The organism is Agrobacterium sp. 22-209-1, from assembly GCF_053522485.1.
The window spans coordinates 162,058-187,685 of record NZ_JBNWCH010000001.1; the positions used below are offsets into that span (position 1 = coordinate 162,058).

Below are 25,628 nucleotides of genomic sequence, written 5' to 3' on the forward strand. Positions count from 1 at the left end.
GATGACCGCATGGAACGACACCTCCGCAAGAGACGCTCTCAACCGCATTTTCATGGCCGCAGTCGCCAGCGCCGATCCGGCAAAGGTGCTGCAACACCACCTCCCCTCCCCGCCCAAAGGGCGTTGCGTGGTCGTGGGCGCCGGTAAGGCTTCCGCCGCCATGGCCTCAGCGCTTGAAGCGGCATGGCCACATGTGGAGCTCTCAGGTGTGGTGGTGACGCGTTACGGACATGCCGTGCCGACGGCGCGTATCGAAATCATCGAGGCTTCCCATCCCGTGCCCGACGAGAAGAGCGCGGAAGCGGCAAAACGCATTCTCGCCGCAGTCGAAGGGCTCACCGCCGACGATATGGTGATCGCACTGATTTCCGGCGGCGGTTCGGCACTGATGGTCGCGCCAGCCGAAGGCATGACGCTTGCGGACAAGATGACTGTCAACCGTGCCTTGCTTGCCAGCGGCGCGACGATTTCCGAAATGAATGCGGTGCGCAAACACCTCTCCCGCATCAAGGGCGGACGGCTGGCGCTGGCCGCCAAACCCGCCAAGGTCGTTTCACTGCTGATTTCCGACGTTCCGGGTGACGACCCCTCAGAGATCGCCTCCGGGCCAACGGTTGCCGATCCGAGTGACATTCAAACCGTGCGGGAAATCGTCTCCCGTTATGCGCTCGATCTTCCCGAAAACGTGCGCAAGGTGCTGGAAAAAGGCGAGGAAACCCCGAAGGCGGGCGAAATCGCGGAAGATATCCGGCTCATCGCCGCCCCCTCGCTCGCCCTGCAGGCGGCAGCGGATGAGGCAGTGAAACTTGGGCTTACGCCGCTCGTCCTCGGAGATTCACTGGAGGGTGAGTCAAAAGATGTCGGCGCAGTCATGGCCGGCATCGCGCTTTCCGCCAGCCGCAAGGGCCTTCCGGTCAAAGGCCCGGCCGTCCTGCTCTCCGGCGGCGAAACCACGGTCACGCTGAACAGGGGCGTTGGCGGCAAGGGACCGGCAGGCAAGGGCGGTCGCAACACGGAGTTCTTGCTGAGCCTTGCGCTGACGCTGAAGGGTGCGGATGGCATCTGGGCCATTGCCGGCGACAGCGACGGCATAGACGGCGTGGAGGATGCGGCAGGTGCGGTGGTGACACCGGACACGCTTGCCCGCATGCGCAAAGCCGGTGTCGATCCGCGCCAGTCGCTCATGAGCCACGACAGCTACACCGCTTTCAATGCAGCAGGAGACCTTGTCGTCACGGGACCGACCCTGACGAATGTGAATGATATCAGGGCGATTCTGATCGGGTAATAGCGGAGAAGTTTGCAGTGACTATTATGGGCCTTCCGACGCGGGCTTCTCGGAGGGAAGACGTTTTGACTATGCCTTCGGAGAGGAGTAACCTAGCGCGATATCCTTTGGAGCTTCAGCCATGCGTTCTGGAGTACTCATATTCGGCCTGATCATGGCCCTTATTCCGACTTTGGCGGATGCCCACAATTGCAAATGCCGAAATCGCGGTGCCATGTTCGAACTCGGCCAGACATCCTGCCTGAAGGTCGATGGCGGCTCCTATCTCGCACGTTGCGAGATGAAGCTCAACGTTTCGTCCTGGACCAAGATCGAGGACGGTTGCCCCGTAACGCAACGGGTGCAGTCGATGTCTCCTGGCTCTTATCAATAGTCTTGAGCCTTGAGACCAGGCGATAACGAAGGAGCGAGCCCGTACCGCGCATTTCTTCTCCCCGGCGGGGAGAAGAAATGCGCGGGCAGGGTCGTGTCCAATCTTACAGCTTCACCCAGCCGCCGTTCTTTTTGCCGGATTCGATGCAGGCCGTAACGAAGGCGACGCCTTTTACCCCGTCATCGACGGTCGGATAAATCACCGCCTTGTCCAGCGCCGAGCCGTCGCGGCTGGCCTCAATGGCATGGGCCGCTTCAGTATAGATGGTGGCAAACGCTTCGAGATAGCCTTCCGGGTGGCCCGATGGAATGCGGGTGACGCGCGCCGCCGCAGCCCCGGCGCCTGCACCGCCGCGGGTGATCAACTGCTTGGGTTCGCCGAGCTTCGTGAACCAGAGATAGTTCGGATCAGCCTGCGTCCATTCGATGCCGGCTTTGTCACCATACACACGAACTTTCAGCCCGTTTTCGTGACCGACCGCAACCTGGCTGCACCAGAGCAGCCCCTTGGCCGCCTGCTTGCCATCCGTCGCCTTGAAACGCAGCATCACATGCGCGTTGTCGTCCAGCCGGCGGCCTTCGACGAAGGTGTGCACATCCGCCGCCAGTTCGTCGACTTCCAGGCCGGAAATGAAGCATCCAAGATTATATGCATGCGTGCCGATATCGCCTGTGGAACCACCCGCACCCGATTGCGCCGGGTCGGTGCGCCAGACGGCCTGCTTGGCGCCCGTCTGCTCGATGGGTTCCGCCAGCCAGTCCTGCGGATACTCCATCTGCACCAGACGGATCGTGCCGAGAGCGCCCGATTCCACCAGTTCCCGCGCATGCCGTACCATGGGGTAGCCAGTGTAGTTATGCGTCAGGATGAACAGAGCGTCCGCGTTGTCGGCCACGTCCTTCAGCTTTTTGGCGTCTTCCAGATTGGAGGTCAGCGGCTTGTCGCAGATGACATGGATGCCGCGCTCCAGAAACGCCTTCGCGGCCGGATAATGGACATGGTTTGGGGTGACGATCGCCACCGCCTCGATGCCATCCTCTCGCAGCGCTTCTTTTTCGGCCATTTCCTCGAAAGAGCCGTAGCATCGTTCGGGATCGAGCCCCAGCTCACGGCCGGAAGCCAGGGATTTTTCCGGGGTCGAGGACAGAGCCCCTGCCACGAGATCGAAACGATTGTCGAGCCTTGCGGCCATGCGGTGAACACCACCGATAAAGGCACCCGAACCGCCGCCCACCATGCCAAGACGAATCCGCTTGTTCGCCTTGTCGGTTGTCTTTCCTTCAATAGCCATAATGTTTCCTCTGCAATGCTCTCAAAGTCCAAGCATACGGCGGTTGGCCGCATCGTCGGTGCCGCTTGATGCGAAGTCGTCAAAGGCTTTTTCCGTGACGCGGATGATATGCGCCTTGACGAATTCCGCCCCTTCGCGGGCGCCGTCTTCAGGGTGTTTCAATGCGCATTCCCACTCAACCACGGCCCAGCCGTCAAAATCATTGGCCGCCATCTTGGAGAAGACCGCACCGAAATCAACCTGCCCGTCACCGAGCGAGCGGAACCGGCCGGCACGGTTGACCCAGCCCTGATAACCACCATAGACGCCCTGCCGTCCGGTTGGATTGAACTCCGCATCCTTGACGTGGAACATCTTGATACGGTCTTTATATATGTCGATATTGTCGAGATAATCGAGGCATTGCAGCACGTAATGCGAGGGGTCGTAGAGCATGTTGGCGCGCTTGTGGTTCTTCACGCGCTCCAGGAACATCTCGAATGTCACGCCATCGTGCAGATCTTCGCCGGGATGGATTTCGTAGCAGACATCTACGCCCTGTTCATCGGCATAATCGAGGATCGGGGTCCAGCGTTTCGCCAGTTCGTCGAAGGCCGTTTCCACCAGACCGGCCGGGCGCTGCGGCCACGGGTAGACGAACGGCCAGGCAAGCGCGCCGGAGAATGTCGCATGTGCCTTGATGCCGAGATTTCTTGAGGCTTTCAGCGCAAACTTTACCTGCTCCACCGCCCATTCCTGGCGCGCCTTGGGGTTGCCGCGCACTTCCGGTGCGGCAAAACCATCGAAGGCCTCGTCATAAGCCGGGTGAACTGCGACGAGCTGACCTTGCAGGTGAGTGGAAAGCTCGGTGACTTCCACGCCATTCTGGCGCGCGACACCGGCGAACTCGTCGCAATAATCCTTCGATTCCGCGGCCTTTTTGAGATCGATCAGCTGGCTTGCCCAGGTCGGCACCTGCACGCCGATATAGCCTTTCTCAGCCGCCCATTTGGTTATGCTGTCCCAGCTGTTGAACGGTGCGGCATCGCCTGCGAACTGGCCGAGAAAAAGCGCCGGTCCCTTGATCGTTCTCATTAAAATCTCCTCCTGCATCGATACAGTTGCGCGGTAACCCGCTTCGATCCCAAGCGCCAAGCTAACCGCTCGTTATTTTCAGACAAGCCCCAAAAGCGAAAGGGCAAGAGAATTTCAGCATTCCATCAAAACATTGGGGGCGCTTAGAGCGCGAGCCCGCTCGCCCTGTCGAAGACATGTACCCGCTCATGATGAACGCTGGCGGCAAAGGGTGTATTGACCTTCACCAGCTGCTCGCCATCCACCACTGCGGTGACCTGATCGCCTGCGAGTTCGAAGACCACATGGGTCTGTGCGCCGGTTGGCTCCACAAGTACCGTTCTGCCCGTAAGCGAGATATCTCCGCCGATCGCCGAACCGATATGTTCCGGGCGTAGCCCGATCGTGACCGACTGGCCGCGCTTGACCTTTCTGTCAGCGGCGATGCGGATCGCCGTCCCATCCTTCAGCCGGGCGGCAGGCTGGTCGCCCTCGCCATCCACCACACCCTCGATCAGGTTCATCGCGGGCGAGCCAATGAAGGCGGCGACAAAGAGATTGGCGGGGGTCTTGTAAAGTTCGAGCGGCGTACCCTGCTGCTCGATACGGCCCTGATTGAGCACCACCACCCGGTCGGCCAGAGTCATCGCCTCGATCTGGTCATGGGTGACATAAATCGAGGTCGTTCCGACCTTTTGGTGCAACGCCTTGATTTCGCTGCGCATCTGCACGCGTAGCTTGGCATCGAGGTTTGAAAGCGGCTCATCGAACAGGAAGACGGCCGGATTGCGCACAACGGCGCGCCCCATGGCGACACGTTGGCGCTGGCCGCCGGAAAGCTGCGAGGGCTTACGGTCGAGCAGGTTTCCGAGATCGAGCATGCGGGCGGCCTCCGCAACGCGCTCTTCAATCACGCTTTTCGGCTGGCCGGCAAGTTTCAGGTTGAAGCCCATGTTTTCAGCCACTGTCATATGCGGATAAAGCGCATAGGACTGGAATACCATCGCGATGTTGCGCTCGCGCGGGGTCATGCCATTGACCACCTTGTCGCCGATGAGAATCTCCCCATCGGTGATTTCCTCCAGCCCCGCGATCATGCGCAACAGCGTGGACTTGCCACAACCCGAAGGGCCGACCAGCGCGATGAATTCACCATCGGCAATATCGAGTGAGATGCCGTGAATGACATCGAGCGCGGCATAGGACTTGCGGATATCCTTAAGTTCGACGGAAGCCATATTTTGCTCCTTTCATGTCACGATTTGACGGCACCGGCCGTCAGGCCCGCGATGATGTGTTTCTGTGCAAGGAAGAAGACGATGACTGTCGGCAGGATCGTCAGCGTGATGAAGGCGAGAACCAGCTGCCATTCCGTGCCGAACTCGCCGCGATACACCATGATGCCGAGCGGCCAGGGATATTTCGATTCCGAATTCAGCATGATGAGCGGCAGGATGTAGCTGTTCCAGCTGCCGACGAAAGAGACGATGCCAACGGTCGCCACGATCGGCCGCGAAAGCGGCACGGAAATGTGCCAGAAGAAGCGCAGATACCCGCAGCCATCCACAAAGGCTGCCTGAAACAACTCATCCGGCAAATTGCGGAAATAGTTGCGGAACAGAAGAATGCTCATGCCAAGGCCGAAAGCCACCTGTGGCAGCACCACACCCCAATAGGTGTCGAGAAGGCCCAAATCGCGAATGCGGATGAACAGCGGCAGGATGGCCGTGGCCGCCGGGAACATCAGCCCTAGCAGGAAATAATTGAGCAGGAAGGACGAGCCGAAGAATTTTACATGTGCGAAGGTAAAGGCGGCCATGGCCGAGACGGTCAGCGTGAGAAAGACCGTCAGCAATGCGATGACCAGCGAATTGAAGATTTGCAGCCAATAGCGTTTGCCAAGCAGGATATCGCCGTAATTGGCCCATTGCCATTCGGCCGGGATACCGAACGGGTTGACGCGCAGGTCTCCCAGCGTCTTGAAGCCGCCAAGGGCCGTCGTCAGAAGAGGAATGAGCACGACGGCCGCGATCAGGCTCAGCGAGATATAGAGATAAAGCTTGGTTTGCAGCGGCATGCGCACGGAAGTGGATGTGTCAGTCATGGCGCATGAATATCCTTTTGTAACCGAAGGCGAGCGTCACGCATATGACGAAAAGAACAACGCCCACCGCACTGCCAAGGCCCACCTGCATACGCATGACGCCGTAAGTGTAGAGGAAGGTGACCATGGTCTGCGTGGAGTTGGATGGACCGCCGCCGGTAAGCGGCATGATCATGTCGAACAGTTGCAGCGAGCCGATGACCGCAAAGAAGACGGAAAGGCGAACCGTGGAGCCGAGCATCGGCAGCGTGACGTAGCGGAATTTCTGCCAGCCGGACGCGCCGTCGATTTCGGCCGCTTCCAGTACATTCTTGTCGACGGATTGAAGGCCCGCGATGAACAGCATCATGTGGAAACCGAAATATTTCCACACGATGACGCCGAGCACGGCATAGATCGCCACATCCCTATCGGCCAGCACGTAAGGATTGGCGAATCCGAAGAAGTTGGAAATCGCGGCAAAGAGGCCATAGTCGCCATCATAAACGAAGCGCCAGATCAGACCCGCAGCAACATCCGCCAGGACGTAAGGCAGAAAGAACACCAGCCGGAAGGCAACGACGCCGGGAATGCGATGCGCCAGCATCATGGCAAGCCAGATGGCGAGCGGTATCTGGATCAGGATCGAGATGAGGATGATCAGGCCGTTATTGAGCAAAGCCTGTGAAAAGGCGGCATTGCCGAACAGGACCTGGAAATTCTTCAGACCGACAAAATCGGTCGGTGTGCCGTAACCGTTCCAGCGATAAAGACTATACCACGCCGCCTCACCCATGGGCAGGATGACGAACAGGGTAAAGAGTAGCAGCGCGGGCGGCAGGAACACCAATAGGGTCAGCGCCCGATCATGCGCGACTGAACTCCGCTTGCGCCTACCCTTTGTCGCGCCACGCGCCGGCATGGACGCAGAAGTCATGGAAATATCCGTCATCTCTATCCGCTTTCATGGAGGCAGATAAGCAGCGCCGCACATTCGCGGCGCTGCCATGGAAATCGTCAGATCAGCGCAGCTCGAATGCGTCCTGAATCTGCTGGGCACCTTCTTCGGCGGTCATCTGGCCGGATACGATCTCGACCGAAATATCATTGACGACGCGGCCGACGGCGGCGCCGAGCGTTTGATCGAAGAAGTTCTGGTGCCAGGTGGAGGCGGCGAGCTGCTTGGCCGAATCCGCCAACAGCGGGTTCTTCACCGCACCGGCTGCACCCGTGGCAACCGGCAGGATCATACCGGCGGTCGCCATCTTCTCTTCGCTTTCCTTGCTGGTGAGGAAAGTGGCGAAATCGATCGCTTCCTTGGACGCATTCTTGGTGACCGCCCAACCGTTCAGGCCGCCCAGCGTATCGGTGGCCTTGCCGGCACCGCCTTCGACAACCGGGAAGGCAAAGCGCCCGATGTTTTCAGGGGCCAGACCCTTACCGTCGCCGGCATTCTTGCGCTGGTTCGCTTCGGTATTGTCGAAGCCGAGAATGATTGCAGCCTTGCCGTCACCAAAGACGCCGAGCGCCTGCGGCCAGGTGGAGCCGAGATAACCGGGCTGGAAAGGTTCAAGCTTGCCGAATTCGGCCAGCTGCTCACCCGCCTTGATGATGGCAGGGTCCATGAAGCCTTCGCCTTCGCCCTTGCGGGCGGCATCAAACACGGCCTGCCCGCCATTGCGCATGACGAGGTAGCTCCAGTAGAAATGGATCGGCCATTTTTCTCCGCCGCCGCCGGCAATCGGCACGATGCCCGCGTCCTTGATCTTCTTGACGGTTGCGCTGAAATCCGCCCAGGTCTTGATATCCTCGGCCTTCACACCTGCCTTGGCGAACAGTTCCTTGTTATAAAAGAAGCTGACAAGGCTGACACGATAAGGCACGGCCCAGACCTTGCCGTCAAAGGACAGGCCGTCGATTGCAGACGCATTATAGGCCTGGCGCAGTTTGCCGCCATCGGCATCGAAAACCTCGGTCAGATCCTTCAGCGCACCAGTCTTAGACTGCTCCTCAAGGACGCCGCCGCCCCAGCTGTAAAAGAAGTCGGGCACGTCGTTGGATTGCAGCAGCGTCGGCAACTTCGCCTTGAAGGCCTCGTTTTCGAGGAACTGCAGTTGGATGTCGACATCGGGGTGCTTGGCCTCGTATTCCTTGGCGATCTCCTCCCAGACGGCCACGGATTTCGGGTCAAGCTCAACATGCATCCATTTAACGACCGTCGCGGCCGAGGCGCTTGCTGCGCCGAGCATGAGAGCAATACTTGTCGTTGTGGCAAAGCTTACGAGCTTGCCGCTCAGGCTTGCGCCTGCGTGCCAAATCGTCATGATGGTGATCCTCCCTCGGGGATTTCCTCATTTATTCCCCAATGCGGATTAATTCATATCAGGGTTCGCTCATTGTCAAGGCACAATGCCGATTTTTTGCGCTTGGCGCTTGACACACCCCACCCTCACCCCGTTATTTAATCCGTATTCCGATATAAATCGGGAGGCAACGGCATTGATCGCAGCAGGACCCCATGAAGACCGCAGACCCAGAATTGATGCGCGCGATCAACAGGCTGAGCGTGCTCGACAGCATCCGCCGGCATGGACCGATTTCCAGGGTGGAGATCAGCGAACGCACCCAGCTTTCCACGACGACCGTTTCCGCCATCACCGCTTCTCTTCTGGATGATGGGCTGATTCTCACCCGCCATCTCGGCGACATCAGGACGGAAGGTGGACGCGGAAGACCGCGCGTGATGCTGGAGCTGAACCCGGATGCCGCTCGCGTCGTGGGGGCAAAGATAGCCGCCAACCGTATGGTTTTCGTCGTCACCGATTTTTGCGGCAATGTCCTTTCCACCCTCGCTCTTCCAATCCGTGTCGATCGCCAGCCGATCGGCGTTATCGCCGATCTCGTTGAAGACGGAGTACGGCGCTGTGTGGTCGATGCGGGTCTTTCACTCGAAGATGTGGACATGGTCTGTCTTGGCCTGCCCGGCGTCATCGAACATCGCACCGGTAAAATCCGCAGCAGCCCGATCCTGCGGGAGGTGAACGTCAATTTCGCCGAGGAAATGACGGCGCGGCTGAATTCGCCGACCATCATCGAAAGCGATGCCCACGCCATTACGCTCGCCCATCACTGGTTCGGCCACGCGCGTGATCTCGAAGACATGGTGCTGATTTCGCTCGAACAGACGCTTGGGCTTGGCGTGCTGCATCAAAACCAGCTGTTTCGCGGTGCCGGTGGCCTCAGCCACAATCTCGGCGACCTCGTCATCGGTCTTGCCACTGAAGGCACGGTACGGCTCGCGAGCCAGGCAGGCGAGAACGCCATTTTAGGCTCCCGCCCGGCGGATGGGCGCTTTGCCGAGGCGATCCGGCTCGGTCGCGGCATGCAGCATGCCCATGCATTGATTGCGGCGGAAGACAACGACCTCATCGCGGCCGCTTCGCGCGCCGGCGCAGCGCTCGGCCTGACGCTTGCCAATATCGTCACGCTGTTTGCGCCGCCGCGTGTCATCATCACCGGCTCCAGCCTCGAACTCGGCGAACCCTTCATCGCCAGCATTCGCGACAGCTACAACGCCGCCGTGCCGCCCTCGCTGGCCGGTGTCGCGGAGCTGGTTTTCGACGTTGCGAGCGACGAATTATGGGCGCAGGGCGCTGCGGCCGTTGCGCTCTACGAGCTTTACGAATCGCCATGGAACACCACGGGACCGGCGCTCTAACCCGCTATTTTGAGCACAGGCCCAGGCATTTCTAATTTACGGGAGGAATCATATGAACAAGGTCGGCATCGGCATCATAGGCTGCGGCAATATTTCCAGCGCCTATCTCAAGGCCATGGCGTCGTTTCCCATTCTCGACATTCGCGGTCTCGCGGATATGAACGAGGACGTGGCGAAGGCGCGGGCGGACGAGTTCGGCCTTCAGGCAACAAGCGTGGAGGCGCTTCTTTCTGACCCGTCGGTGGAAATCATCGTCAACCTGACGATCCCCAAGGCACATGTGGAAGTGGGTCTGCGGGCGCTGGACGCCGGCAAACACACCTATTCCGAAAAACCGCTGGGCATCAATTTCACCGAAGGCAAGCGCCTTGCGGATGCGGCAAAAGCAAAGGGCCTGCGAATTGGTTCGGCTCCCGATACGTTCCTCGGTGGCGGCCACCAGACGGCACGCCGGCTGATCGACGATGGCGTACTTGGTCAGCCAGTCGGCGGAACGGCCACTTTCATGTGCCCCGGCCATGAACGCTGGCACCCGAACCCCGCCTTCTATTACGAGGTTGGCGGCGGGCCAATGCTGGATATGGGACCCTATTACATCACCGATCTCGTCAACCTCTTCGGCCCGGTCGCCAAGGTGGCAGGCTTTGCCATTGCGCCACGCAATGAGCGCCTCATCACCAGCGAGCCGAAGAATGGCGAAAAAATTCCCGTTCATGTCGCCACCCATGTCTCCGGCGTGCTCGCTTTCGAAAATGGCGCTGTGGTTCAGGTCGGCATGAGCTTCGATGTCGCCGGCCACAAACATGTACCGCTGGAACTCTACGGCACGGAAGGCACGCTGATCGTGCCCGATCCCAACCATTTCGGCGGCGAGGTGCAATTGCTGAAAAAGGGCGGCGAGTTCGAGCCGCAGGCGCTGTCGTCCCCCTATGCCGACGGCAATTACCGGTCCATCGGCGTGGCGGACATGGCCCATGCCATCCGCGAGAACCGCCCGCACCGCGCCAATGGCGATCTTGCCCTGCATGTGCTGGAGGTGATGGAAGCCTTCCAGACGGCATCGGACACCGGCACCACCGTTTCCATCACCACCAAGGCGGAGCGCCCTGCCCCGCTTGAAACATCGCTGGTCGACGGCCAGCTCGGCAAATAATCCCGAGGAGGAAATAAATGCGCGAAGCACTCATCGTCTGGGGCGGCTGGAGCGGCCACGAACCGCAGGAATGCGCCACCATCGTCAAGGACATTCTGGAAGAGGATGGCTTCAAGGTCTATGTGGAGCACTCAACGGAGGCTTTTGCAGATCCTTCGGTGCATGATCTGAGCCTTGTTGTACCTATTGTCACCATGTCGAAGATCGAGAAGGAAGAAATCAAGAACCTGACGACCGCCGTCGAAAACGGCGTCGGCATTGCCGGTTTCCATGGCGGTGCGGGCGACAGTTTTCGCGAATGCGTGGAATATCAGTTCATGATCGGCGGACAATGGGTCGCTCATCCCGGCAATATCATCGACTACCATGTCAACATCACCCGCCCCGACGACCCGCTGATGGAGGGGATTTCCGATTTCCCCTATACGTCGGAGCAATATTACATGCATGTCGACCCCTCCAACGAGGTGCTGGCGACAACCAAGTTCACCGGCGACCATGCCTGGTGGATCGACGGTGTGGTTATGCCGGTGGTCTGGAAACGCAAATACGGCAAGGGCCGCGTCTTTTATTCCGCGCTCGGCCATCAGGCCAAGGAGTTTTCCGTGCCGCAGATGAAAACCATGTTCCGCCGCGGCGCCAACTGGGCGGCGCGTTGAAGCATACGTTGAGAGGCGGCCAAACAAGGCCGCCTTTTCCTTTCCTCAGCCGCGAATAATCTCTTCCGCCGCCATCGCCGCGCCTAGCACATGGTCATCCGTGTCATGGAGACCGGAAAGCAACAGGCCAACCGGCATGCCCGCATCGCCCTTTCCGCAGGGTATGGAAACGCCGCAGAGATCGAAAAAATTGCCGATCTGGGTGTTGCGCAGAGTTTTCGCATTCATGGCGAAAAAGGCATCGTCATCATCGAGAAGCGGCGCAACCTTGGCCGCGACATGCGGCAATGTCGGCGATACCAGCAGCTCCTGCCGGTCGATCATGTTGGTAAACGCCGCCGTCATGCGTTCGCGCGCCTCGATGATAGCGATATAATCAGGCATGGAAATATTCGCCCCGAGCTTCGTTCGCGCAACCACGCGCGGGTCCATGCGCGCCGCATCCGCACATTCCAGCCGTATCTTGTGCAGGGCAAAGGCTTCCGCCGTTACCAGCGCGCCCTTTTCCCTGATAAGATCGAACAACTCCGAAAAAATGGGAAATGCCTGCCGCCGCACCGAAGCACCGGCGCGGACAAGACGTTCCACCGCCTGCTCGAAGGCGGTAGCCACGCCATCCTCAATGCCTTCGAAAAAGACCGTTTCCGGCACCACCAGCGCCAGGCCGGAAAGAGGCGCGCGTGTGAGATCGGCAACCGCCTTACCGCGCATGGCGGCATCCACCCAAACGGAATCCTGTACGGTGTGCGTGAGTGGCCCGAGCGAATCGAGGCTTTTCGCCAAGGGATAAACGCCGCGCATCGAATAACGGCCGCGGCTCGCCTTGTAACCGACCACGCCGTTGAAAGCGGCGGGAATACGCACCGATCCGCCGGTATCAGTGCCGATCGCCACCGGCACCAGGCCGGCAGCCACGGCGACGCCCGCACCCGACGAAGAGCCGCCCGGCAGACGGTGACCATCCGTGGAAGCAGGATTGCGCGGCGTGCCGTAATGCGGATTAATGCCGAGACCGGAAAACGCGAACTCGCTCATATTGGTGCGGCCGATGCAGATCATGCCCGCCTGTTTTAGCGACGTCACCACATCCGCGTCACGAGACGCAGGCTTATCGTCCGCGAGCACCGTCGAGCCGGCCGTGGTCGCCATGCCTTCAAGGTCAAAGAGGTCCTTCCAGGCCACCGGAATACCATCGAGCACACCCCTAGAACGACCCTCACCAATTCGTTTTGCCGCGTCTTCCGCCTCCGACATCGCCCGTGCTGCCGTCAACTCGACAAAAACGGCCTGATCGTCCCTTCCGCCGATCGCATCCAGCGTCTCTTCCACCAGGACACGCGGATCGAGGTGGCCGCTCTGGAGGAGAACGGAAAGCTGCGCGATGTTTTTGCCTCTATGAGCCATGATATCTTTCCTGAAAGCAGCATGTTGCGCACAAGATGCCGTTTATCGGCCAGTTGGCAAGGCCAATCGCTGCGTTATCGATGACAGACATACCGGATCGGGAAACTTGGCGGAGATCGCAGAATTTTGGAGTTTATCCTTAACGGCTCATCTCTATCCCCCGATTTTTTCAACCTAAGGTGCAAGAGCAACACCTCTTATATAAGCTATGACTATAAAAAGAGGGATTAATTCTTAATCGCATCTAAACTTTGTTGAATTATTTAGCAGACAGCATTGAAATGCATGCCCTATAAAATTCCATAAAACAATTATAACGCGACATCGCGGGGGACTATCGCGAATGGAAGAGACTGCCTATCGCGGGACAGATAGACAGGTTGAACCGGGCCACACGCTTCGCTCGCCAACGCAGCCGGAACCAGGCCGGTTTTCGCGACGGCGCTCGCTCGCCAGCAAGATAACCCTGATATTCCTTGGCGGCGTGATTTTTTCCTATAGCATCGGCGCGCTTGTCGGCTGGTATATGTTCGTCGCCGCCGCCAGCGAGCAATGGCTCAACCAGGCCCGCGTCAATTCGCAGATCGCCAGCGCCACGCTTCGCAGCATCTACACCTATGTCAGCGTTACCGCCGATGCCGACGGGCAGGTCAACGGCATATTGACCGACAAACCCATCGGCGACGACGAATCCATTCTCGTCACCGGCTTCAACCCCAGCGACGTTCTCGCGCTTATCGGCGCACAGACCAAGAATGCCGTCTGGCTTTTCCGTTATGACGAGGCGGATTCCGGCTTCCGGCAGATCGCGGCGGCCTTCGACAACGCCACGGACGACGATGAAAAGCCGCTCGCGACCGATCCCATCTTTTCCCGCGATGCGGTCGCCGCGCGTTTTTCCACCGGTTTTGCGACCATCGGCGAATCCAGCCATTATATCGGCCTACTGCCGATCATCAGCACGGAAACGAAGAAACCCATCGGCGCGGTCGCCGTCAGCATTGGCGGCTCGGACGCGCTTTATGGCGCGCAGCGCAAGCTGATCTATAATTCGCTCGCCGCCCTGATCGTGGTCTTGACCGTCACCGGCGCACTTGTGACCGTCATCGCCCGGCATTTCCTCAAACCGGTCCCGGCGCTGGTGCAGGCGACGCTTCGGATCGCCCGCGAGGAAACGGATGTCGCCACGCCATTTCAGGAGCGGCGGGACGAAATCGGCGACATGGCTACCGCCATTGAAACGTTGCGCGAGGCGGTTCTGGAACGCGGACGCCTGCGGCAGATTCGCGATATGGCGCAGCAGCTGGAGCATATGGCCCATCACGATGCGCTGACCGGGCTGCCCAATCGCGTCCTGCTGATGAAGACGCTGGAAAACCGTCTCGAACAGCTTGCCGCGTCAGGCCAGCCGTTCAATGTCATGCTGCTCGATCTGGACCGCTTCAAGGCCGTCAATGACACGCTGGGACACGCCGCCGGCGATTCACTGCTGGTGGCGGTGGCCTCGCGGATTTCCGCCGTGCTTGGTGAAAACGACATGGTAAGCCGTCTCGGCGGCGACGAATTCGCGATCATCCAATCGGCAAATGCCGACTGCGAGAGCGATGCGGCGATGCTGGCCGCGCGGGTAGTGCATGCCGTCTCGCGCAGCTTCAGTCTGGAAGGCAGCGATATCAGCATCGACACCAGCATCGGCATTGCCTGTGCTCCGGGCCACGGCACATCCGCCACGCAGCTTCTGCAACATGCAGATCTCGGCCTTTACCGGGCGAAATCCATGGGCTGCGGCTATTTCGTCTTTTACGAGCCCGGCATGGACATGGCGGCGCAGCACAAGCATGCGCTGGAAATAGACATGAAATCGGCGCTCGAAAACCAGGAATTCGAGCTGCATTACCAGCCGGTCGTCAATCTGCAGAGCGGTCGCATCGTTGCCTATGAAGCGCTGGCCCGCTGGCGGCATAGCAAGCTTGGCCTCATCGCACCGGACCGCTTCATTGCGCTTGCCGAAGAAAACAACTTCATCAAGCCGTTGGGTGAATGGGTTCTGGGACAAGCCTGCATGGATGCCATGACATGGCCAAAGGATATCAGGCTGGCTGTCAATCTTTCCGCCGTTCAGCTCAGCAATGACGACATCGTCCCGATAGTGGACCGGGCGCTTGAAACATCCGGCTTACCGGCGGAACGGCTTGAACTGGAAGTCACGGAAACGGTCATGCTGGAGCGCGACAACAGCACGCGGATCCTGAAACTGCTGAAGGAAAGGGGCGTGCGCCTCGCGCTCGACGATTTTGGCACCGGATATGCGGGGCTCAGCACGCTGACCCATGTCGCCTTCGACAAGATAAAGATCGACCGGGAATTCGTCTCCGGCCTGCCGTCCAATCCCATGTGTTCCGCCATTGTCAACACCGTCATCGACATGGCTGAACAGATCGGCCTGAAGGTTACCGCCGAGGGCGTTGAAAACAGGGAGCAGGTGGAAGCGCTTAAGCTTTCCGGCTGCGACGAAGCGCAGGGCTATTATTTTGCCGAGCCCGCCCCGCTTGCCCGTATTTTGAAGAACCGCGCCGTCATAGCTTCGATCGCGCAGGATGAATTCGGCGATCCCGGTCGGCCGACACAGGAAACCTATTGCCCACCACAAAAAGCCATTTGAGAAACCGGCTCCCGGCCCAGAGGACATGAAATGCGTCTTTCAGTATTTTGCCTTTTCCTCGCATGCCTTGTTCCCATCTCGCCCCTTCAGGCAGCAGGTGGAGGCGATACGCTTCAGCAAATTGCCAAAACCGCAAAGATCCGCATCGGCTATCGCGAGGCCGAACCGCCCTTTTCCTATCAATTGCCGAATGGTGAGGTCACCGGCTTCTCGACCGATCTTTGTCGGGCGATCAGCGAAGATATTCGCAAGAAGCTGAAGCTCGACAGGATTGAACTCGAATACGTCAAGGCGACGCCCGCGACCCGTTTCATCCTTGTCCGCAGCGGGCAGATCGATATTGAATGCGCGGCCACGACCAACAATAGCGAACGCCGCAAGATCGTGGATTTCTCCTATCCCAACTTCATGACCGCAACGCAGTTTCTCTCCCGCAAGCAGGACAATCTGAAAAGCCTTGCCGATCTCGCCGGGCGGTCCATCACATCCTCTTCCGGCACCGTCAATATCGAGCAACTCAACGCCGTGAACCGGGCGAAGAACCTCAATATCTCTGTTATGCCGACGAAAACCAATGAGGAGGCCTTCGAACTCGTGGTTTCCGGCAAGGCTTCCGCCTTTGTCATGGATGGCATATTGCTTGCGGCGCTGGCGGCAACGTCAGAAAATCCGGACCTCTATGCGCTTTCCGAGGAAACGCTGAGCGCACCCGAACCTTATGGCCTGGTTTTCCGCCGCAACGACCCGGATTTCAAGGCGGCGGTCAATGAAAGCCTTCGGTACATTTTCACCGGGCCGGTCATTCATGGCCTTTATGAAAAGTGGTTCACCAAGCCCATTCCCCCAAACGGCATGAACCTGAACCTGCCGATGGCCGCCTCCCTGAAACAGGCGTACGAACATCCGAGCGAATACCAGGACTGAGCGCGCAAGGCGCCAACCCGTATCGATTTTCATGAAAATGTTTTGACGGATTATTTTGGCTGGAGATGCGCGATGCAGAGATCGACATTATGGCTTATGCTGGTTTTTTCAAGTCTTCTTCCCGTTCAGGCGGTGAGCGAGGACGCCCAACCGCCGACACTTGAAACCATCGCCAGAACCGGCACGATCAAGCTCGGTTATGCCGATCGCAACATCCCTTTCTCCTATCTCGGCGCTGGGACGGAGCCTATCGGTTATAGCATAGAACTGTGCCTGAGGGTGGCGGATTCCATCAAGAAAAAGCTCGACCTGCCTGAACTGAAGGTCGAGTTCGTCAAACGCACACCCAGCAACCGCATCATGCTTCTCAATGACGGCACGATGGACATGGAATGCGTGGCGAGCACGAATACGGAAGAAAGGCGCAAGGCCGTGTGGTTCTCCTATAGCCACTTCATCACCGGCACCCGTTATGTGGCGCTGAAATCGAGCGGCCTGAACACTGTCGCCGATCTTGCCGGGCGAACGGTGGTGGTGACGACGGGAACCATCAACATCACCCAACTCAACGTGCTCAATCGCAAATTGGGACTGAACGTCGCGGTTTTGCAAAATGACAGCACGGAAGGCAGTTTCGACATGGTGACGGAAAACCGCGCCTCGGCCTTCGTCATGGACGATATACTTCTGCGATCCTTCGTTGCCGAAACCGGCAAGCCCGAAGACTACGTCATCTCGGACGAATATCTCGCCCCGCCGCAGCCCTATGGCCTGATGCTCCGCCACGGCGATACCGGCTTCCGCGACGCCGTCAACGAGGCGCTCGGCGAAATCTATGCCAGCGGCGAAATCGAAAAAATCTACGACAAATGGTTCAACACGCCGATCCCGCCGAACGGGATAAACCTGAAACGCCCGCTGCCAGATGACCTGGAGGACGCCTTTCGCAACCCCGTCGACACGACGGCGGAATAAAAAGCCGCCCGGAGGCGGGCGGCATCATTGGTAAAATGTCTTCAGGCAGCGCGCAGGTCAGCGCCGAGGGGGATTTCGACATCGATCTCCAGAATGGAGACATGCTCGTCGCGATCCATCTTCACATGCACCCGGTCATTGTCGATCTGCACATGTTTGGCGATGACGGCGAGAATTTCTTCCCTGAGGATGGCGACGAGATCGGAGCCCGATGACGCTCTTTCGTGGGCGAGCAGCACCTGCAGACGCTCACGCGCAAGCGGTGCCGACTTCTGTTTGCGGAAGAGACTGAAGATGCTCATGCAGCCCTCCTTGCGAAGATCTTGGAGAAGATGCCACGCTTCTCACCCGGGATGACCACCGGAATATCCTCGCCGGACAGACGACGAGCGGCGTCGAAATAGGCCATAGCCGGCGCGCAGCGGGCGTCCGCCAGCGTGACGGGCGCACCGACGTTCGAGGCCCGCAGCACATCCGTGCTTTCGGGAATGATGCCGAGCAGCGGAATGGAAAGGATTTCCAGAACGTCATCGACCTTCAGCATGTCGCCGCGCTCGGCGCGGGAAGCATCGTAACGCGTCAGAAGCAGGTGTTTCTCCATGCGCTCGCCGCGCTCGGCCTTCAGCGTCTTGGAATCAAGCAGGCCGATGATGCGGTCGCTGTCACGCACCGAGGAGACTTCCGGATTGGTGACGACGACGGCCACATCCGCATGGCGCATGGCCAGTGTCGCGCCGCGTTCGATACCGGCCGGGCTGTCGCAGATCACCCAGTCGAAATGTTTCTTCAGCTCGTTGATGACCCACTCGACACCTTCCGGCGTCAGATTGTCCTTGTCGCGGGTCTGCGAGGCGGGCAGCAGGAAAAGCGTCTCGAGGCGCTTGTCGCGGATCAGCGCCTGCGTCAGCTTGGCATCGCCCTGGATGACGTTGACGAGATCGTAAACCACCCGGCGTTCAGCACCCATGACGAGATCGAGGTTGCGCAGGCCGACATCGAAATCGACGACCACGACCTTCTCTTTATTCTGCGCCAGTGCGGCGCCAAGCGCTGCGGTCGAGGTGGTCTTGCCGACCCCGCCCTTGCCGGAAGTTACAACGACTACCTTCCCCATATGGCTCTCCTGTTCCTGTTCGTTTCTATATTATCAGCCGAGCTTTGCGGCCTTGATCGTATCGTTTTCCAGCCAGAGTTGAACGGGCTGGCCGCGTAGCTTGTCGTCAATGTCTTCGGCAACCTTGTAGACCCCGTCGATGGCCAGAAGCTCCGCTTCGAGCTTGCGGCAAAAGATGCGCGCCGAGACATTTCCAAGCGAACCGGCCATGGCGCGACCGCGCAGGGCGCCGTAAATATGCACCGAGCCGCCAGCGATGATTTCCGCCCCCGAGGCGACCGAGCCGATGACCGTCACGTCGCCCTCGGGAAACATGATCGACTGGCCGGAGCGAACCGGCTCGTTGATGACCAGCGACTGCACCACGGCCCTGACCTCTCCGGCAGCGCGCGGCTTTTCCTCCGGCAACTCGGCGGCGATGGCGACCGGCTCAACCTCGACATCGGAAGCGGGCTTTCCGCCCTTCAGCGACGGCGGCATACCCGGCTCGATCATCGAGGGGCGAACGCCCTCAATACCCATGATGCCGACATTGCGCTCCGTCAGCGCCGCCAGCAGCTCCTTCAGCCCCGCCTTGTCGAGCGACAGTTCCGACACGTCTAGGACCACCGGACGCGAGAGGAAGAAGCCCGCCGAACGGGCGGCAAGATCATCCAGCCTTTCCAGCCATTGATCGACCGGAGATTCGGGAGACAGCACGACTGCGAGGAAGGAGCGGCCTTTGATACGGATCGAACGCTGGTCTGTTAGCACTTTGGTCATCTTGGTAAACAAATCGTTGACAATTAGGTACCTCGAATATGGTTAACAAATGGTTAACGCCACACCTAAATGGACGAAAGCGTTAAGAAAATTCCCTTGCGAATTTCCTTTAAAGGAACTTTCAAAAACCGTGCCACCCCTTTGATTACACAACATTCTGAACCCTATGAACGCTCATGATGACATGCCATCCTTGCAGGAGGCTGACTTGGGGTCATGTCGGGCGTGTTCTGGACCGAGCCCGCGCCCGCCGCGTGTTTTAGCGGAATCATGGTTGCCCGATTCTGATACAACGTCGCCTACCTTCCCTTACACCTTCATCGACCACTCCTTCGGAAAATCGATTCCGTTAAGTCTCCATATAAGATAGACACGGGCTGCCCCGACAGTTTCAACGGAAGAATGAGATGCACAGCAAAGTCCCCCAGCAGAACCGTATATTTTCGCAAGACTTTGGGGCCTTCCTGTTCGACATGGATGGAACGCTCGTCAATTCGATCGCCGTCGTCGAGCGCGTCTGGCGGGAATGGGCCGTCGCGAATGGCATCGAGCCAGACGCCTTTCTTCAGCGCATTCACGGCATGCGCGCCTCCGAGGTCATCCGTCGCGAAGCGGTTCCCGGCCTTGATATCGACGCAGAAGCCGACATGATATTACGTGCCGAAATGGACGATGTGGATGGCATCATCCAGATACCAGGTGCGGCAGAATTTCTTGCGACCTTGCCGGCAAGTAAATGGGCCATCGTCACCTCGGCTGTGCGCGAATTGGCTGAACGCCGGCTTGCCGCCGCGGGCATCACCCCTCCGGCCGTCATGATCTGTGCAGACGATGTGGTCAACGGCAAGCCCGATCCTGAAGGTTACCGCAAGGCCGCTGACAGGTTGGGTGTCGCCCCGGAAATGTGCGTTGTCTTTGAGGACGCACCCGCAGGCATTGAGGCTGGAGAACGAATGGGGGCTGCGGTCGTGGTGATTAACGTCACCCACTCCCACCCGATGGAAACCTCTCATCTTTCCATTGGCGGATATGGCGAGGTGAGCGCGGTCATCGGGGAGAACCGCAACCTGAGGCTGACGAGCAATAAAGCCTGAAAAAGCCATTGCCATATAACAGCAGACTTTTGCAAAGCGGCTAATTGACAGCCCGGCATAAATACGCCCTAATGAAATTGGTAAGACCATCTTACCGCTTGCGCGAATGGGGGGAGACCTTCGCGCTGGGAGGATATCATGTTTGTGGCTCTTGAGCCGCGCCGCCTTTACCGGTTGGTCGCGGAACAAATTCGTTTGCTCATCGAAAGCGGGGAACTGACCGAAGGCCAGCGCCTGCCGGCGGAACGGGATCTTGCCGAACGCTTCGGCGTATCGCGGCCGACGGTCCGCGAAGCGCTTATCGTTCTGGAAGTGGAAGGCCATATCCATATCCGCATGGGTTCGGGCGTTTATGTCAGCGCAGCCGGCAAGCAGGCCAAGGAAAAGCCACCGGTGCCGGATGCGCATGGGCCATTCGAAATCCTGCAGGCGCGCTGCATCATCGAAAGCGCAATTGCGGAGGAAGCGGCAAGGCTTGCCAAGCCGGAATGCATCGCCAAGCTCGATGATATCATCGAACGCATGGCCGGCGCGCTCGACAGCTCGCCACAGGCACTCAATTTCGACAGGGCCTTCCACACCGCCATCGCCGATATCATCGGCAATTCGGCACTCAATCGCTTTACCGGCCTGATTTATGACGAGCGCAGCCTGTCACCCTTTTTCGAAAAGCTCGCCAGCTATTTCGAGGGGCCGCATACATGGAACCTTGCCGTTCAGGAACACCGCGCAATCCGCGACGCTATTGCCGCCAACGACCCGGAAGGCGCGCGTGAGGCGATGCGGCAGCATCTGATGCTGTCGCAAAAGAGATTTTCCGAGAGTTTCGGGGAGGAAACGATCGGAGAAGAATGACCGCCGCCGCAACCGGCGACGGGAAAAATGAGAAATCTGGCTTTAATTCGGGAGGAGTTAAGAATGAAAATCAGATTGTCGACTTTGATGGGTGCAACAGCCGCCATCCTGCTTTCCGCGCTCGCGGCGCAGGCGCAGACCGCGCTCAAATGGGCGCATGTCTACGAAACCTCCGAGCCGTTCCACACGGATTCGGTCTGGGCTGCGGAAGAGATCGCCAAACGCACGGACGGCCGCTACAAGATCGATGTGTTTCCGGCCTCGCAGCTTGGCAAGGAAGCAGATATCAACCAGGGCCTGAAACTTGGCACCGTCGATATCATCATTTCCGGATCGAGCTTCGCGGCGCGTGACTACAAGCCGATCGGCGTCACCTATTTCCCCTATATCTTCCGCGATCCGAGCCATCTGATCGCCTATACCAAGAGCGATGTCTTCAAGAAGCTCGCGAAAGGTTACGAGGACAAGACCGGCAACCACATCGTCGCCGTCAGCTATTATGGCACGCGTCATACAACCTCCAACCGGCCGATTGAAAAATGCGCCGACATGGCAGGGCTGAAAATGCGCGTTCCCGATGTGCCTGCCTATCTGGCCATGCCGCGCGCCTGCGGCGCCAATACGACGCCGATCGCCTTTGCGGAAGTTTATCTGGCGCTTCAGAACGGCACCGTCGAGGCTCAGGAAAACCCGCTGACGACAATCGAGGCGAAGAAGTTCTACGAGGTGCAGAAGAACATCGTTCTGACCGGTCATATCGTTGACCATCTCAACACGCTGGTTTCCAAGACACGTTGGGCGAGCCTCTCGGATGAGGATAAAAAAATCTTCACTGAAGTGATGCAGGAAGCCGCGGCCCGCACGACGAAGACAATCGAAGCCCGTGAAAAGGCGCTCGTTGATGAGTTCAAATCGAAAGGCATCACCGTCGCGGACGTCGACAAGGCTGACTTCGAGAAAAACGTGGTCGAAAAGGTGAAGCTTGAAGATTTCGGTTACGAAAAGGCCGACTGGGAAGCCATCCGCGCCATCAAGTGATGTTTGAGCCTATCCCGGCGCCATTTCCGGCGTCGGGATATCGCCGACCAAGACCCACTGGAGTTCCAGCCAATGACTGACAAGCAGCACGCGCCCGTCAGCGTGGAAGAAATGGCGCATGCCTTCGAGGAAGAAAACAGCCCTGTCGATCTTTCACCCTATGCGGTGGAAGACTGGATAACGCTTGCCGTCTTCTGGGGCATGGGCCTTTGTGTTTTCCTGCAATTCTTCACCCGTTACGTGTTGAACGACAGTTTCGCTTGGACGGAGGAGATTGCCGCCAATTGCCTCGTCGTCGTCGTCTTCCTCGGCTCGGTCATGTGCGTGCGCATGTTCCGCCATATTCACGTCGACCTGATCTACCGCTTCGTGCCGAATGCCGTTGGGCGGTTTCTTGAACTGATCGTTGATCTCATCACCATTGGTTTTTTCGCCTATATCACCTGGCTGATGTGGCGTTATCTGGAAATCGTCGGCGATGAGCGCATGGTCACGGTCGATCTGCCGCGCGGTATCGTCTTTTATACCGTTTTCGCCGCTTTCGCGCTGATGTTCCTGCGTGCCCTGCACAATTTCATCAAGGACATCACCGGCAAAAAAACCGTGCGTGAAAAGGCTCAGGAAGCCGTCAGCACACAGGGAATTTAGGCCATGCTCCTGCTTATCGGTTCATTTCTTCTGCTTCTCATTATCGGTACGCCCGTCGCCGTGTCGATGGCCGTCAGCTCGCTGCTTTATCTTGTGCTTTATGGTGTTGCCCCCGATATCATCGCAGCCCAGCGCATGATTGCCGGCGTCGAAAGTTTTCCGCTCATCGCCGTTCCCTTCTTCATCCTCGCCGGTAATCTGATGAACATCGCCGGGGTGACGAGCCGCATTTATCGCTTCGCGCTGGCGCTCGTCGGATGGATGAAGGGCGGCCTGGCGCAGGTCAATATCATCGGCTCTGTGGTTTTTTCCGGTATGTCAGGCACCGCGCTCGCCGATGCCGCCGGCATCGGCACAATCGAGATCAAGGCGATGAAGGATCATGGTTATCCGGTCGATGCGGCTGTCGGCGTCACCGCCGCCTCGGCGACGCTTGGCCCGATCTTCCCGCCGTCCTTGCCCTTTGTCATCTACGGCATGATGGCCAATGCCTCGATTGGCGCGCTGTTCATGGCCGGCGTCATTCCCGGCGTGGTCATGACCGCGCTGATGATGCTGACAGTCTATATTTTTGCCAAACGCAAAGGCTGGGGCTCCGACACGCCCTTCGAACTGAAGCAGCTTCTTTCCGCCTCCATGGAAGTGGTGATCGTCTTAAGCTTCCCGGTCGCTGTCTATCTGATGATCCTTGCCGGACTGTCGATCAATATAGCGGTCCTTATCGGACTCGCCGTGCTCGTCGCGCTCGACTGGTATTACGATTTCTCCGCCGTGATGGCGCTGATGACGCCGGTATTGTTGATCGGCGGGATGACGATGGGCTGGTTCACGCCAACCGAAGCGGCGGTCGCCGCGGTTCTCTGGTCCCTCTTCCTTGGGCTGGTGCGCTACCGCACCATGACCTTCAGGACATTGGCCAAGGCAAGCTTCGACACGATAGAAACCACGGCGTCGGTTCTCTTCATCGTCACGGCGGCGTCGATCTTCGCGTGGCTGCTGACCGTCAGTCAGGCGGCCCAGATGTTCTCGGACTTCATGTTCGCGATGACCGATAATTGGTGGACCTTTCTCATCATCGTCAACATCCTGCTCCTGGTGGTCGGCGCCTTTCTAGACACCATTGCCGCCATCAGCATTCTGGTGCCGATCCTGATGCCGGTCGCCGCCCGTTACGGCATCGACCCCGTCCATCTCGGCCTGATCGTGACGCTGAACCTGATGATCGGTCTTTTGACCCCGCCGGTCGGCATGGTGTTGTTCGTGCTGTCGCGCATTTCGAAAATGTCGGTGGAGCGCACCACGCTCGCCATCCTGCCATGGATGATCCCGCTTTTGGTGGCGCTCGCGCTGATCACCTTCATTCCGTCGGTCACACTCTGGCTGCCGACCCAGCTCGGCCTCATCCGCTGAGCGGACTGAAACTGCGCGGTCCGCGCCGCGCAGTTTCTTCGACACTCCACGCATTCGAAAGGATTTCGTCATGCAGACACGCGTTGCACGCCTGTACGGCCAGAAGGACATTCGCGTCGAAATGCAGGACCTTCCCGCACCGGGACCCGGCGAAGTGCTGCTTGCCATGGCGGCGGGCGGCATCTGCGGTTCCGATCTCCACTATTATCAGGATGGCGGCTTCGGCCCGGTCCGGGTGCGCGAACCGATCATCTGCGGGCATGAGGCGTCCGGTCATGTGCGGGCGCTGGGAGACGGCGTCAGCGGGCTTGCCATTGGCCAGCTCGTCGCCGTCAATCCCTCCCAGCCTTGCGGCCATTGCCATTTCTGCCTGAAGGGCCAGCCGATCCATTGCCTTGAGATGCGCTTCATGGGCAGCGCCATGCGCCTGCCACATGAACAGGGCATGTTCCGCGACCGGCTGGTGGTTCCGGCAAAACAATGCGCGACATTTTCAGACGAGACCTCACCGGCAGAAGCCGCCTGCACCGAGCCGCTCGCAGTCTGCCTGCATGCCGTGGCCCAGGCCGGCGACCTGAAAGGTGCAAACATACTCGTGACGGGCACAGGCCCCATCGGTCTGTTGACCATCGCCGCCGCCCGCCATGCCGGTGCGGCCACCATTGTCGCCACCGACCTCACCGACGCAGCGTTGGAACGCGCTCCCGCCATGGGCGCCGACCGCACGATCAATGTCGCGAAAGACGCCGAGGCGCTTTTGCCCTATCAGGACAATAAGGGTTATTTCGACGTCATTTTCGATTGCTCCGCCGCTGGCCCCGCGCTCCGCACCGCCTTTGCCTGCGTGCGCCCCCGCGGCACCATCGTGCAGGTGGGTGTGACCGGTGACATTACCATCCCGCTCAATGCGCTGGTGGGAAAAGAAATCCTCTGGCGCGGCTCGCAACGCTTTCATGAGGAATTCGCCGTCGCAGCGGGGCTGATCTCCTCCCGCAAAATCGATGTACGGCCGATCATTTCCCACAGCTTCCCGCTTGGTGAGGCGAAAGCGGCATTCGAACAGGCCGGGGACCGCTCCGCCGCCTGCAAGGTGCAGCTGACGTTTTCCGCAGACTGACATTTGA

The 25,628-nt window shown here is 59.0% G+C and carries 24 protein-coding genes; 14 read left to right on the top strand and 10 right to left on the bottom strand.

Features of this window, described 5'->3' with window-relative positions; all coding sequences use genetic code 11:
- Nucleotide 1 precedes the first annotated feature (1 nt).
- A complete protein-coding gene (locus tag ACQZ48_RS00750; protein ID WP_448728363.1) occupies nt 2-1,288 on the top strand; it encodes a glycerate kinase type-2 family protein in 1,287 nt (428 codons plus the stop codon).
- Between the two features lie 121 nt (nt 1,289-1,409).
- Complete coding sequence (locus ACQZ48_RS00755; RefSeq protein ID WP_077984275.1) at nt 1,410-1,661, top strand: hypothetical protein; 252 nt, start codon at nt 1,410-1,412, stop codon at nt 1,659-1,661.
- A 103-nt stretch (nt 1,662-1,764) separates the two neighbouring features.
- On the opposite strand, the gene ACQZ48_RS00760 is transcribed toward ACQZ48_RS00755, so the two are convergent.
- From ACQZ48_RS00760 to ACQZ48_RS00785, 6 genes are all read right to left on the bottom strand, one after another.
- Nucleotides 1,765-2,952: a Gfo/Idh/MocA family protein gene (locus ACQZ48_RS00760; protein WP_448728364.1), complete on the bottom strand. Its 1,188-nt coding sequence runs from the start codon at nt 2,950-2,952 to the stop codon at nt 1,765-1,767.
- A gap of 21 nt (nt 2,953-2,973) precedes the next feature.
- Complete coding sequence (locus ACQZ48_RS00765) at nt 2,974-4,026, bottom strand: sugar phosphate isomerase/epimerase family protein (RefSeq protein WP_077984277.1); 1,053 nt, start codon at nt 4,024-4,026, stop codon at nt 2,974-2,976.
- 143 nt (nt 4,027-4,169) lie between these two features.
- Nucleotides 4,170-5,243, bottom strand: a complete 1,074-nt coding sequence (locus tag ACQZ48_RS00770; protein WP_269824126.1) for an ABC transporter ATP-binding protein — start codon at nt 5,241-5,243, stop codon at nt 4,170-4,172.
- 17 nt (nt 5,244-5,260) lie between these two features.
- Nucleotides 5,261-6,109: a carbohydrate ABC transporter permease gene (locus ACQZ48_RS00775; RefSeq protein WP_077984279.1), complete on the bottom strand. Its 849-nt coding sequence runs from the start codon at nt 6,107-6,109 to the stop codon at nt 5,261-5,263.
- Nucleotides 6,102-7,040 (bottom strand): carbohydrate ABC transporter permease, encoded by a 939-nt coding sequence (locus ACQZ48_RS00780; RefSeq protein ID WP_269824127.1) that lies wholly within the window; start codon nt 7,038-7,040, stop codon nt 6,102-6,104. The genes ACQZ48_RS00775 and ACQZ48_RS00780 overlap by 8 nt, the downstream gene beginning before the upstream one ends.
- A 70-nt stretch (nt 7,041-7,110) precedes the next feature.
- A complete protein-coding gene (locus tag ACQZ48_RS00785) occupies nt 7,111-8,412 on the bottom strand; it encodes an extracellular solute-binding protein (protein ID WP_137411680.1) in 1,302 nt (433 codons plus the stop codon).
- A gap of 194 nt (nt 8,413-8,606) precedes the next feature.
- Between ACQZ48_RS00785 and ACQZ48_RS00790 the strand changes: the two genes are divergently transcribed.
- Genes ACQZ48_RS00790 through ACQZ48_RS00800 form a run of 3 tightly spaced genes read left to right on the top strand, consistent with a single transcriptional unit; the run spans nt 8,607 to nt 11,618 of the window.
- Nucleotides 8,607-9,806 (top strand): ROK family transcriptional regulator, encoded by a 1,200-nt coding sequence (locus tag ACQZ48_RS00790; protein WP_137411679.1) that lies wholly within the window; start codon nt 8,607-8,609, stop codon nt 9,804-9,806.
- A 52-nt stretch (nt 9,807-9,858) separates the two neighbouring features.
- A complete protein-coding gene (locus ACQZ48_RS00795; RefSeq protein WP_448728365.1) occupies nt 9,859-10,959 on the top strand; it encodes a Gfo/Idh/MocA family protein in 1,101 nt (366 codons plus the stop codon).
- A gap of 17 nt (nt 10,960-10,976) precedes the next feature.
- Complete coding sequence (locus ACQZ48_RS00800) at nt 10,977-11,618, top strand: ThuA domain-containing protein (protein WP_077984284.1); 642 nt, start codon at nt 10,977-10,979, stop codon at nt 11,616-11,618.
- A gap of 45 nt (nt 11,619-11,663) precedes the next feature.
- Here the strand turns inward: ACQZ48_RS00800 and ACQZ48_RS00805 are convergent, their stop codons facing one another.
- Nucleotides 11,664-13,022 carry an amidase gene (locus ACQZ48_RS00805; protein WP_448728366.1) on the bottom strand — a complete coding sequence of 453 codons (1,359 nt, stop codon included), beginning with the start codon at nt 13,020-13,022 and terminating at the stop codon, nt 11,664-11,666.
- A gap of 343 nt (nt 13,023-13,365) precedes the next feature.
- Here ACQZ48_RS00805 and ACQZ48_RS00810 point away from each other — a divergent pair, with 343 nt between their 5' ends.
- The 3 genes from ACQZ48_RS00810 to ACQZ48_RS00820 all read left to right on the top strand — a co-directional run bounded on the left by ACQZ48_RS00810 (nt 13,366) and on the right by ACQZ48_RS00820 (nt 17,583).
- Nucleotides 13,366-15,684 (top strand): putative bifunctional diguanylate cyclase/phosphodiesterase, encoded by a 2,319-nt coding sequence (locus tag ACQZ48_RS00810; RefSeq protein ID WP_448728367.1) that lies wholly within the window; start codon nt 13,366-13,368, stop codon nt 15,682-15,684.
- 30 nt (nt 15,685-15,714) lie between these two features.
- The gene (locus ACQZ48_RS00815; protein WP_448728368.1) at nt 15,715-16,608 is read left to right on the top strand and encodes an amino acid ABC transporter substrate-binding protein; all 894 of its coding nucleotides are present in this window, start codon (nt 15,715-15,717) and stop codon (nt 16,606-16,608) included.
- A 72-nt stretch (nt 16,609-16,680) separates the two neighbouring features.
- Nucleotides 16,681-17,583 carry an amino acid ABC transporter substrate-binding protein gene (locus tag ACQZ48_RS00820; protein ID WP_448728369.1) on the top strand — a complete coding sequence of 301 codons (903 nt, stop codon included), beginning with the start codon at nt 16,681-16,683 and terminating at the stop codon, nt 17,581-17,583.
- A gap of 41 nt (nt 17,584-17,624) precedes the next feature.
- Here the strand turns inward: ACQZ48_RS00820 and minE are convergent, their stop codons facing one another.
- The 3 genes from minE to minC are packed head-to-tail and all read right to left on the bottom strand — an operon-like array spanning nt 17,625 to nt 19,459.
- Entirely contained in the window at nt 17,625-17,885 is a 261-nt protein-coding gene (minE, locus tag ACQZ48_RS00825; protein ID WP_077984289.1) for a cell division topological specificity factor MinE, read from the bottom strand.
- On the bottom strand, nt 17,882-18,697 hold the full coding sequence (gene minD / locus ACQZ48_RS00830; RefSeq protein ID WP_003506498.1) for a septum site-determining protein MinD: 816 nt from the start codon (nt 18,695-18,697) through the stop codon (nt 17,882-17,884). The genes minE and minD overlap by 4 nt, the downstream gene beginning before the upstream one ends.
- A 33-nt stretch (nt 18,698-18,730) precedes the next feature.
- Complete coding sequence (gene minC / locus ACQZ48_RS00835) at nt 18,731-19,459, bottom strand: septum site-determining protein MinC (RefSeq protein ID WP_162520324.1); 729 nt, start codon at nt 19,457-19,459, stop codon at nt 18,731-18,733.
- 407 nt (nt 19,460-19,866) lie between these two features.
- On the opposite strand from minC, the gene ACQZ48_RS00840 reads away from it, so the two are divergent.
- From ACQZ48_RS00840 to ACQZ48_RS00865, 6 genes are all read left to right on the top strand, one after another.
- A complete protein-coding gene (locus ACQZ48_RS00840; protein WP_077984290.1) occupies nt 19,867-20,553 on the top strand; it encodes an HAD family hydrolase in 687 nt (228 codons plus the stop codon).
- A 138-nt stretch (nt 20,554-20,691) separates the two neighbouring features.
- Complete coding sequence (locus ACQZ48_RS00845; protein WP_142911868.1) at nt 20,692-21,408, top strand: FadR/GntR family transcriptional regulator; 717 nt, start codon at nt 20,692-20,694, stop codon at nt 21,406-21,408.
- A gap of 63 nt (nt 21,409-21,471) precedes the next feature.
- A complete protein-coding gene (locus ACQZ48_RS00850) occupies nt 21,472-22,446 on the top strand; it encodes a sialic acid TRAP transporter substrate-binding protein SiaP (RefSeq protein WP_077984292.1) in 975 nt (324 codons plus the stop codon).
- A gap of 72 nt (nt 22,447-22,518) precedes the next feature.
- Nucleotides 22,519-23,094 carry a TRAP transporter small permease gene (locus tag ACQZ48_RS00855; protein ID WP_448728370.1) on the top strand — a complete coding sequence of 192 codons (576 nt, stop codon included), beginning with the start codon at nt 22,519-22,521 and terminating at the stop codon, nt 23,092-23,094.
- A 3-nt stretch (nt 23,095-23,097) separates the two neighbouring features.
- Nucleotides 23,098-24,504, top strand: a complete 1,407-nt coding sequence (locus ACQZ48_RS00860) for a TRAP transporter large permease (RefSeq protein WP_080796026.1) — start codon at nt 23,098-23,100, stop codon at nt 24,502-24,504.
- A gap of 70 nt (nt 24,505-24,574) precedes the next feature.
- A complete protein-coding gene (locus ACQZ48_RS00865; protein WP_448728371.1) occupies nt 24,575-25,621 on the top strand; it encodes an L-idonate 5-dehydrogenase in 1,047 nt (348 codons plus the stop codon).
- The last annotated feature ends 7 nt before the right edge of the window (nt 25,622-25,628 follow it).

What these genes read in the sequence shown, in the direction of transcription:
- minC (WP_162520324.1), bottom strand. Translation starts at nt 19,459, where the DNA reads ATGACCAAAGTGCTAACAGACCAGCGTTCGATCCGTATCAAAGGCCGC.
- ACQZ48_RS00815 (WP_448728368.1), top strand. Translation starts at nt 15,715, where the DNA reads ATGCGTCTTTCAGTATTTTGCCTTTTCCTCGCATGCCTTGTTCCCATC.
- ACQZ48_RS00865 (WP_448728371.1), top strand. Translation starts at nt 24,575, where the DNA reads ATGCAGACACGCGTTGCACGCCTGTACGGCCAGAAGGACATTCGCGTC.
- ACQZ48_RS00795 (WP_448728365.1), top strand. Translation starts at nt 9,859, where the DNA reads ATGAACAAGGTCGGCATCGGCATCATAGGCTGCGGCAATATTTCCAGC.
- minE (WP_077984289.1), bottom strand. Translation starts at nt 17,885, where the DNA reads ATGAGCATCTTCAGTCTCTTCCGCAAACAGAAGTCGGCACCGCTTGCG.
- ACQZ48_RS00760 (WP_448728364.1), bottom strand. Translation starts at nt 2,952, where the DNA reads ATGGCTATTGAAGGAAAGACAACCGACAAGGCGAACAAGCGGATTCGT.
- ACQZ48_RS00800 (WP_077984284.1), top strand. Translation starts at nt 10,977, where the DNA reads ATGCGCGAAGCACTCATCGTCTGGGGCGGCTGGAGCGGCCACGAACCG.
- ACQZ48_RS00845 (WP_142911868.1), top strand. Translation starts at nt 20,692, where the DNA reads ATGTTTGTGGCTCTTGAGCCGCGCCGCCTTTACCGGTTGGTCGCGGAA.
- ACQZ48_RS00840 (WP_077984290.1), top strand. Translation starts at nt 19,867, where the DNA reads ATGCACAGCAAAGTCCCCCAGCAGAACCGTATATTTTCGCAAGACTTT.
- ACQZ48_RS00780 (WP_269824127.1), bottom strand. Translation starts at nt 7,040, where the DNA reads ATGACGGATATTTCCATGACTTCTGCGTCCATGCCGGCGCGTGGCGCG.
- ACQZ48_RS00755 (WP_077984275.1), top strand. Translation starts at nt 1,410, where the DNA reads ATGCGTTCTGGAGTACTCATATTCGGCCTGATCATGGCCCTTATTCCG.
- ACQZ48_RS00805 (WP_448728366.1), bottom strand. Translation starts at nt 13,022, where the DNA reads ATGGCTCATAGAGGCAAAAACATCGCGCAGCTTTCCGTTCTCCTCCAG.
- ACQZ48_RS00775 (WP_077984279.1), bottom strand. Translation starts at nt 6,109, where the DNA reads ATGACTGACACATCCACTTCCGTGCGCATGCCGCTGCAAACCAAGCTT.
- ACQZ48_RS00770 (WP_269824126.1), bottom strand. Translation starts at nt 5,243, where the DNA reads ATGGCTTCCGTCGAACTTAAGGATATCCGCAAGTCCTATGCCGCGCTC.
- ACQZ48_RS00790 (WP_137411679.1), top strand. Translation starts at nt 8,607, where the DNA reads ATGAAGACCGCAGACCCAGAATTGATGCGCGCGATCAACAGGCTGAGC.
- ACQZ48_RS00810 (WP_448728367.1), top strand. Translation starts at nt 13,366, where the DNA reads ATGGAAGAGACTGCCTATCGCGGGACAGATAGACAGGTTGAACCGGGC.
- minD (WP_003506498.1), bottom strand. Translation starts at nt 18,697, where the DNA reads ATGGGGAAGGTAGTCGTTGTAACTTCCGGCAAGGGCGGGGTCGGCAAG.
- ACQZ48_RS00850 (WP_077984292.1), top strand. Translation starts at nt 21,472, where the DNA reads ATGAAAATCAGATTGTCGACTTTGATGGGTGCAACAGCCGCCATCCTG.
- ACQZ48_RS00785 (WP_137411680.1), bottom strand. Translation starts at nt 8,412, where the DNA reads ATGACGATTTGGCACGCAGGCGCAAGCCTGAGCGGCAAGCTCGTAAGC.
- ACQZ48_RS00860 (WP_080796026.1), top strand. Translation starts at nt 23,098, where the DNA reads ATGCTCCTGCTTATCGGTTCATTTCTTCTGCTTCTCATTATCGGTACG.
- ACQZ48_RS00750 (WP_448728363.1), top strand. Translation starts at nt 2, where the DNA reads ATGACCGCATGGAACGACACCTCCGCAAGAGACGCTCTCAACCGCATT.
- ACQZ48_RS00765 (WP_077984277.1), bottom strand. Translation starts at nt 4,026, where the DNA reads ATGAGAACGATCAAGGGACCGGCGCTTTTTCTCGGCCAGTTCGCAGGC.
- ACQZ48_RS00855 (WP_448728370.1), top strand. Translation starts at nt 22,519, where the DNA reads ATGACTGACAAGCAGCACGCGCCCGTCAGCGTGGAAGAAATGGCGCAT.
- ACQZ48_RS00820 (WP_448728369.1), top strand. Translation starts at nt 16,681, where the DNA reads ATGCAGAGATCGACATTATGGCTTATGCTGGTTTTTTCAAGTCTTCTT.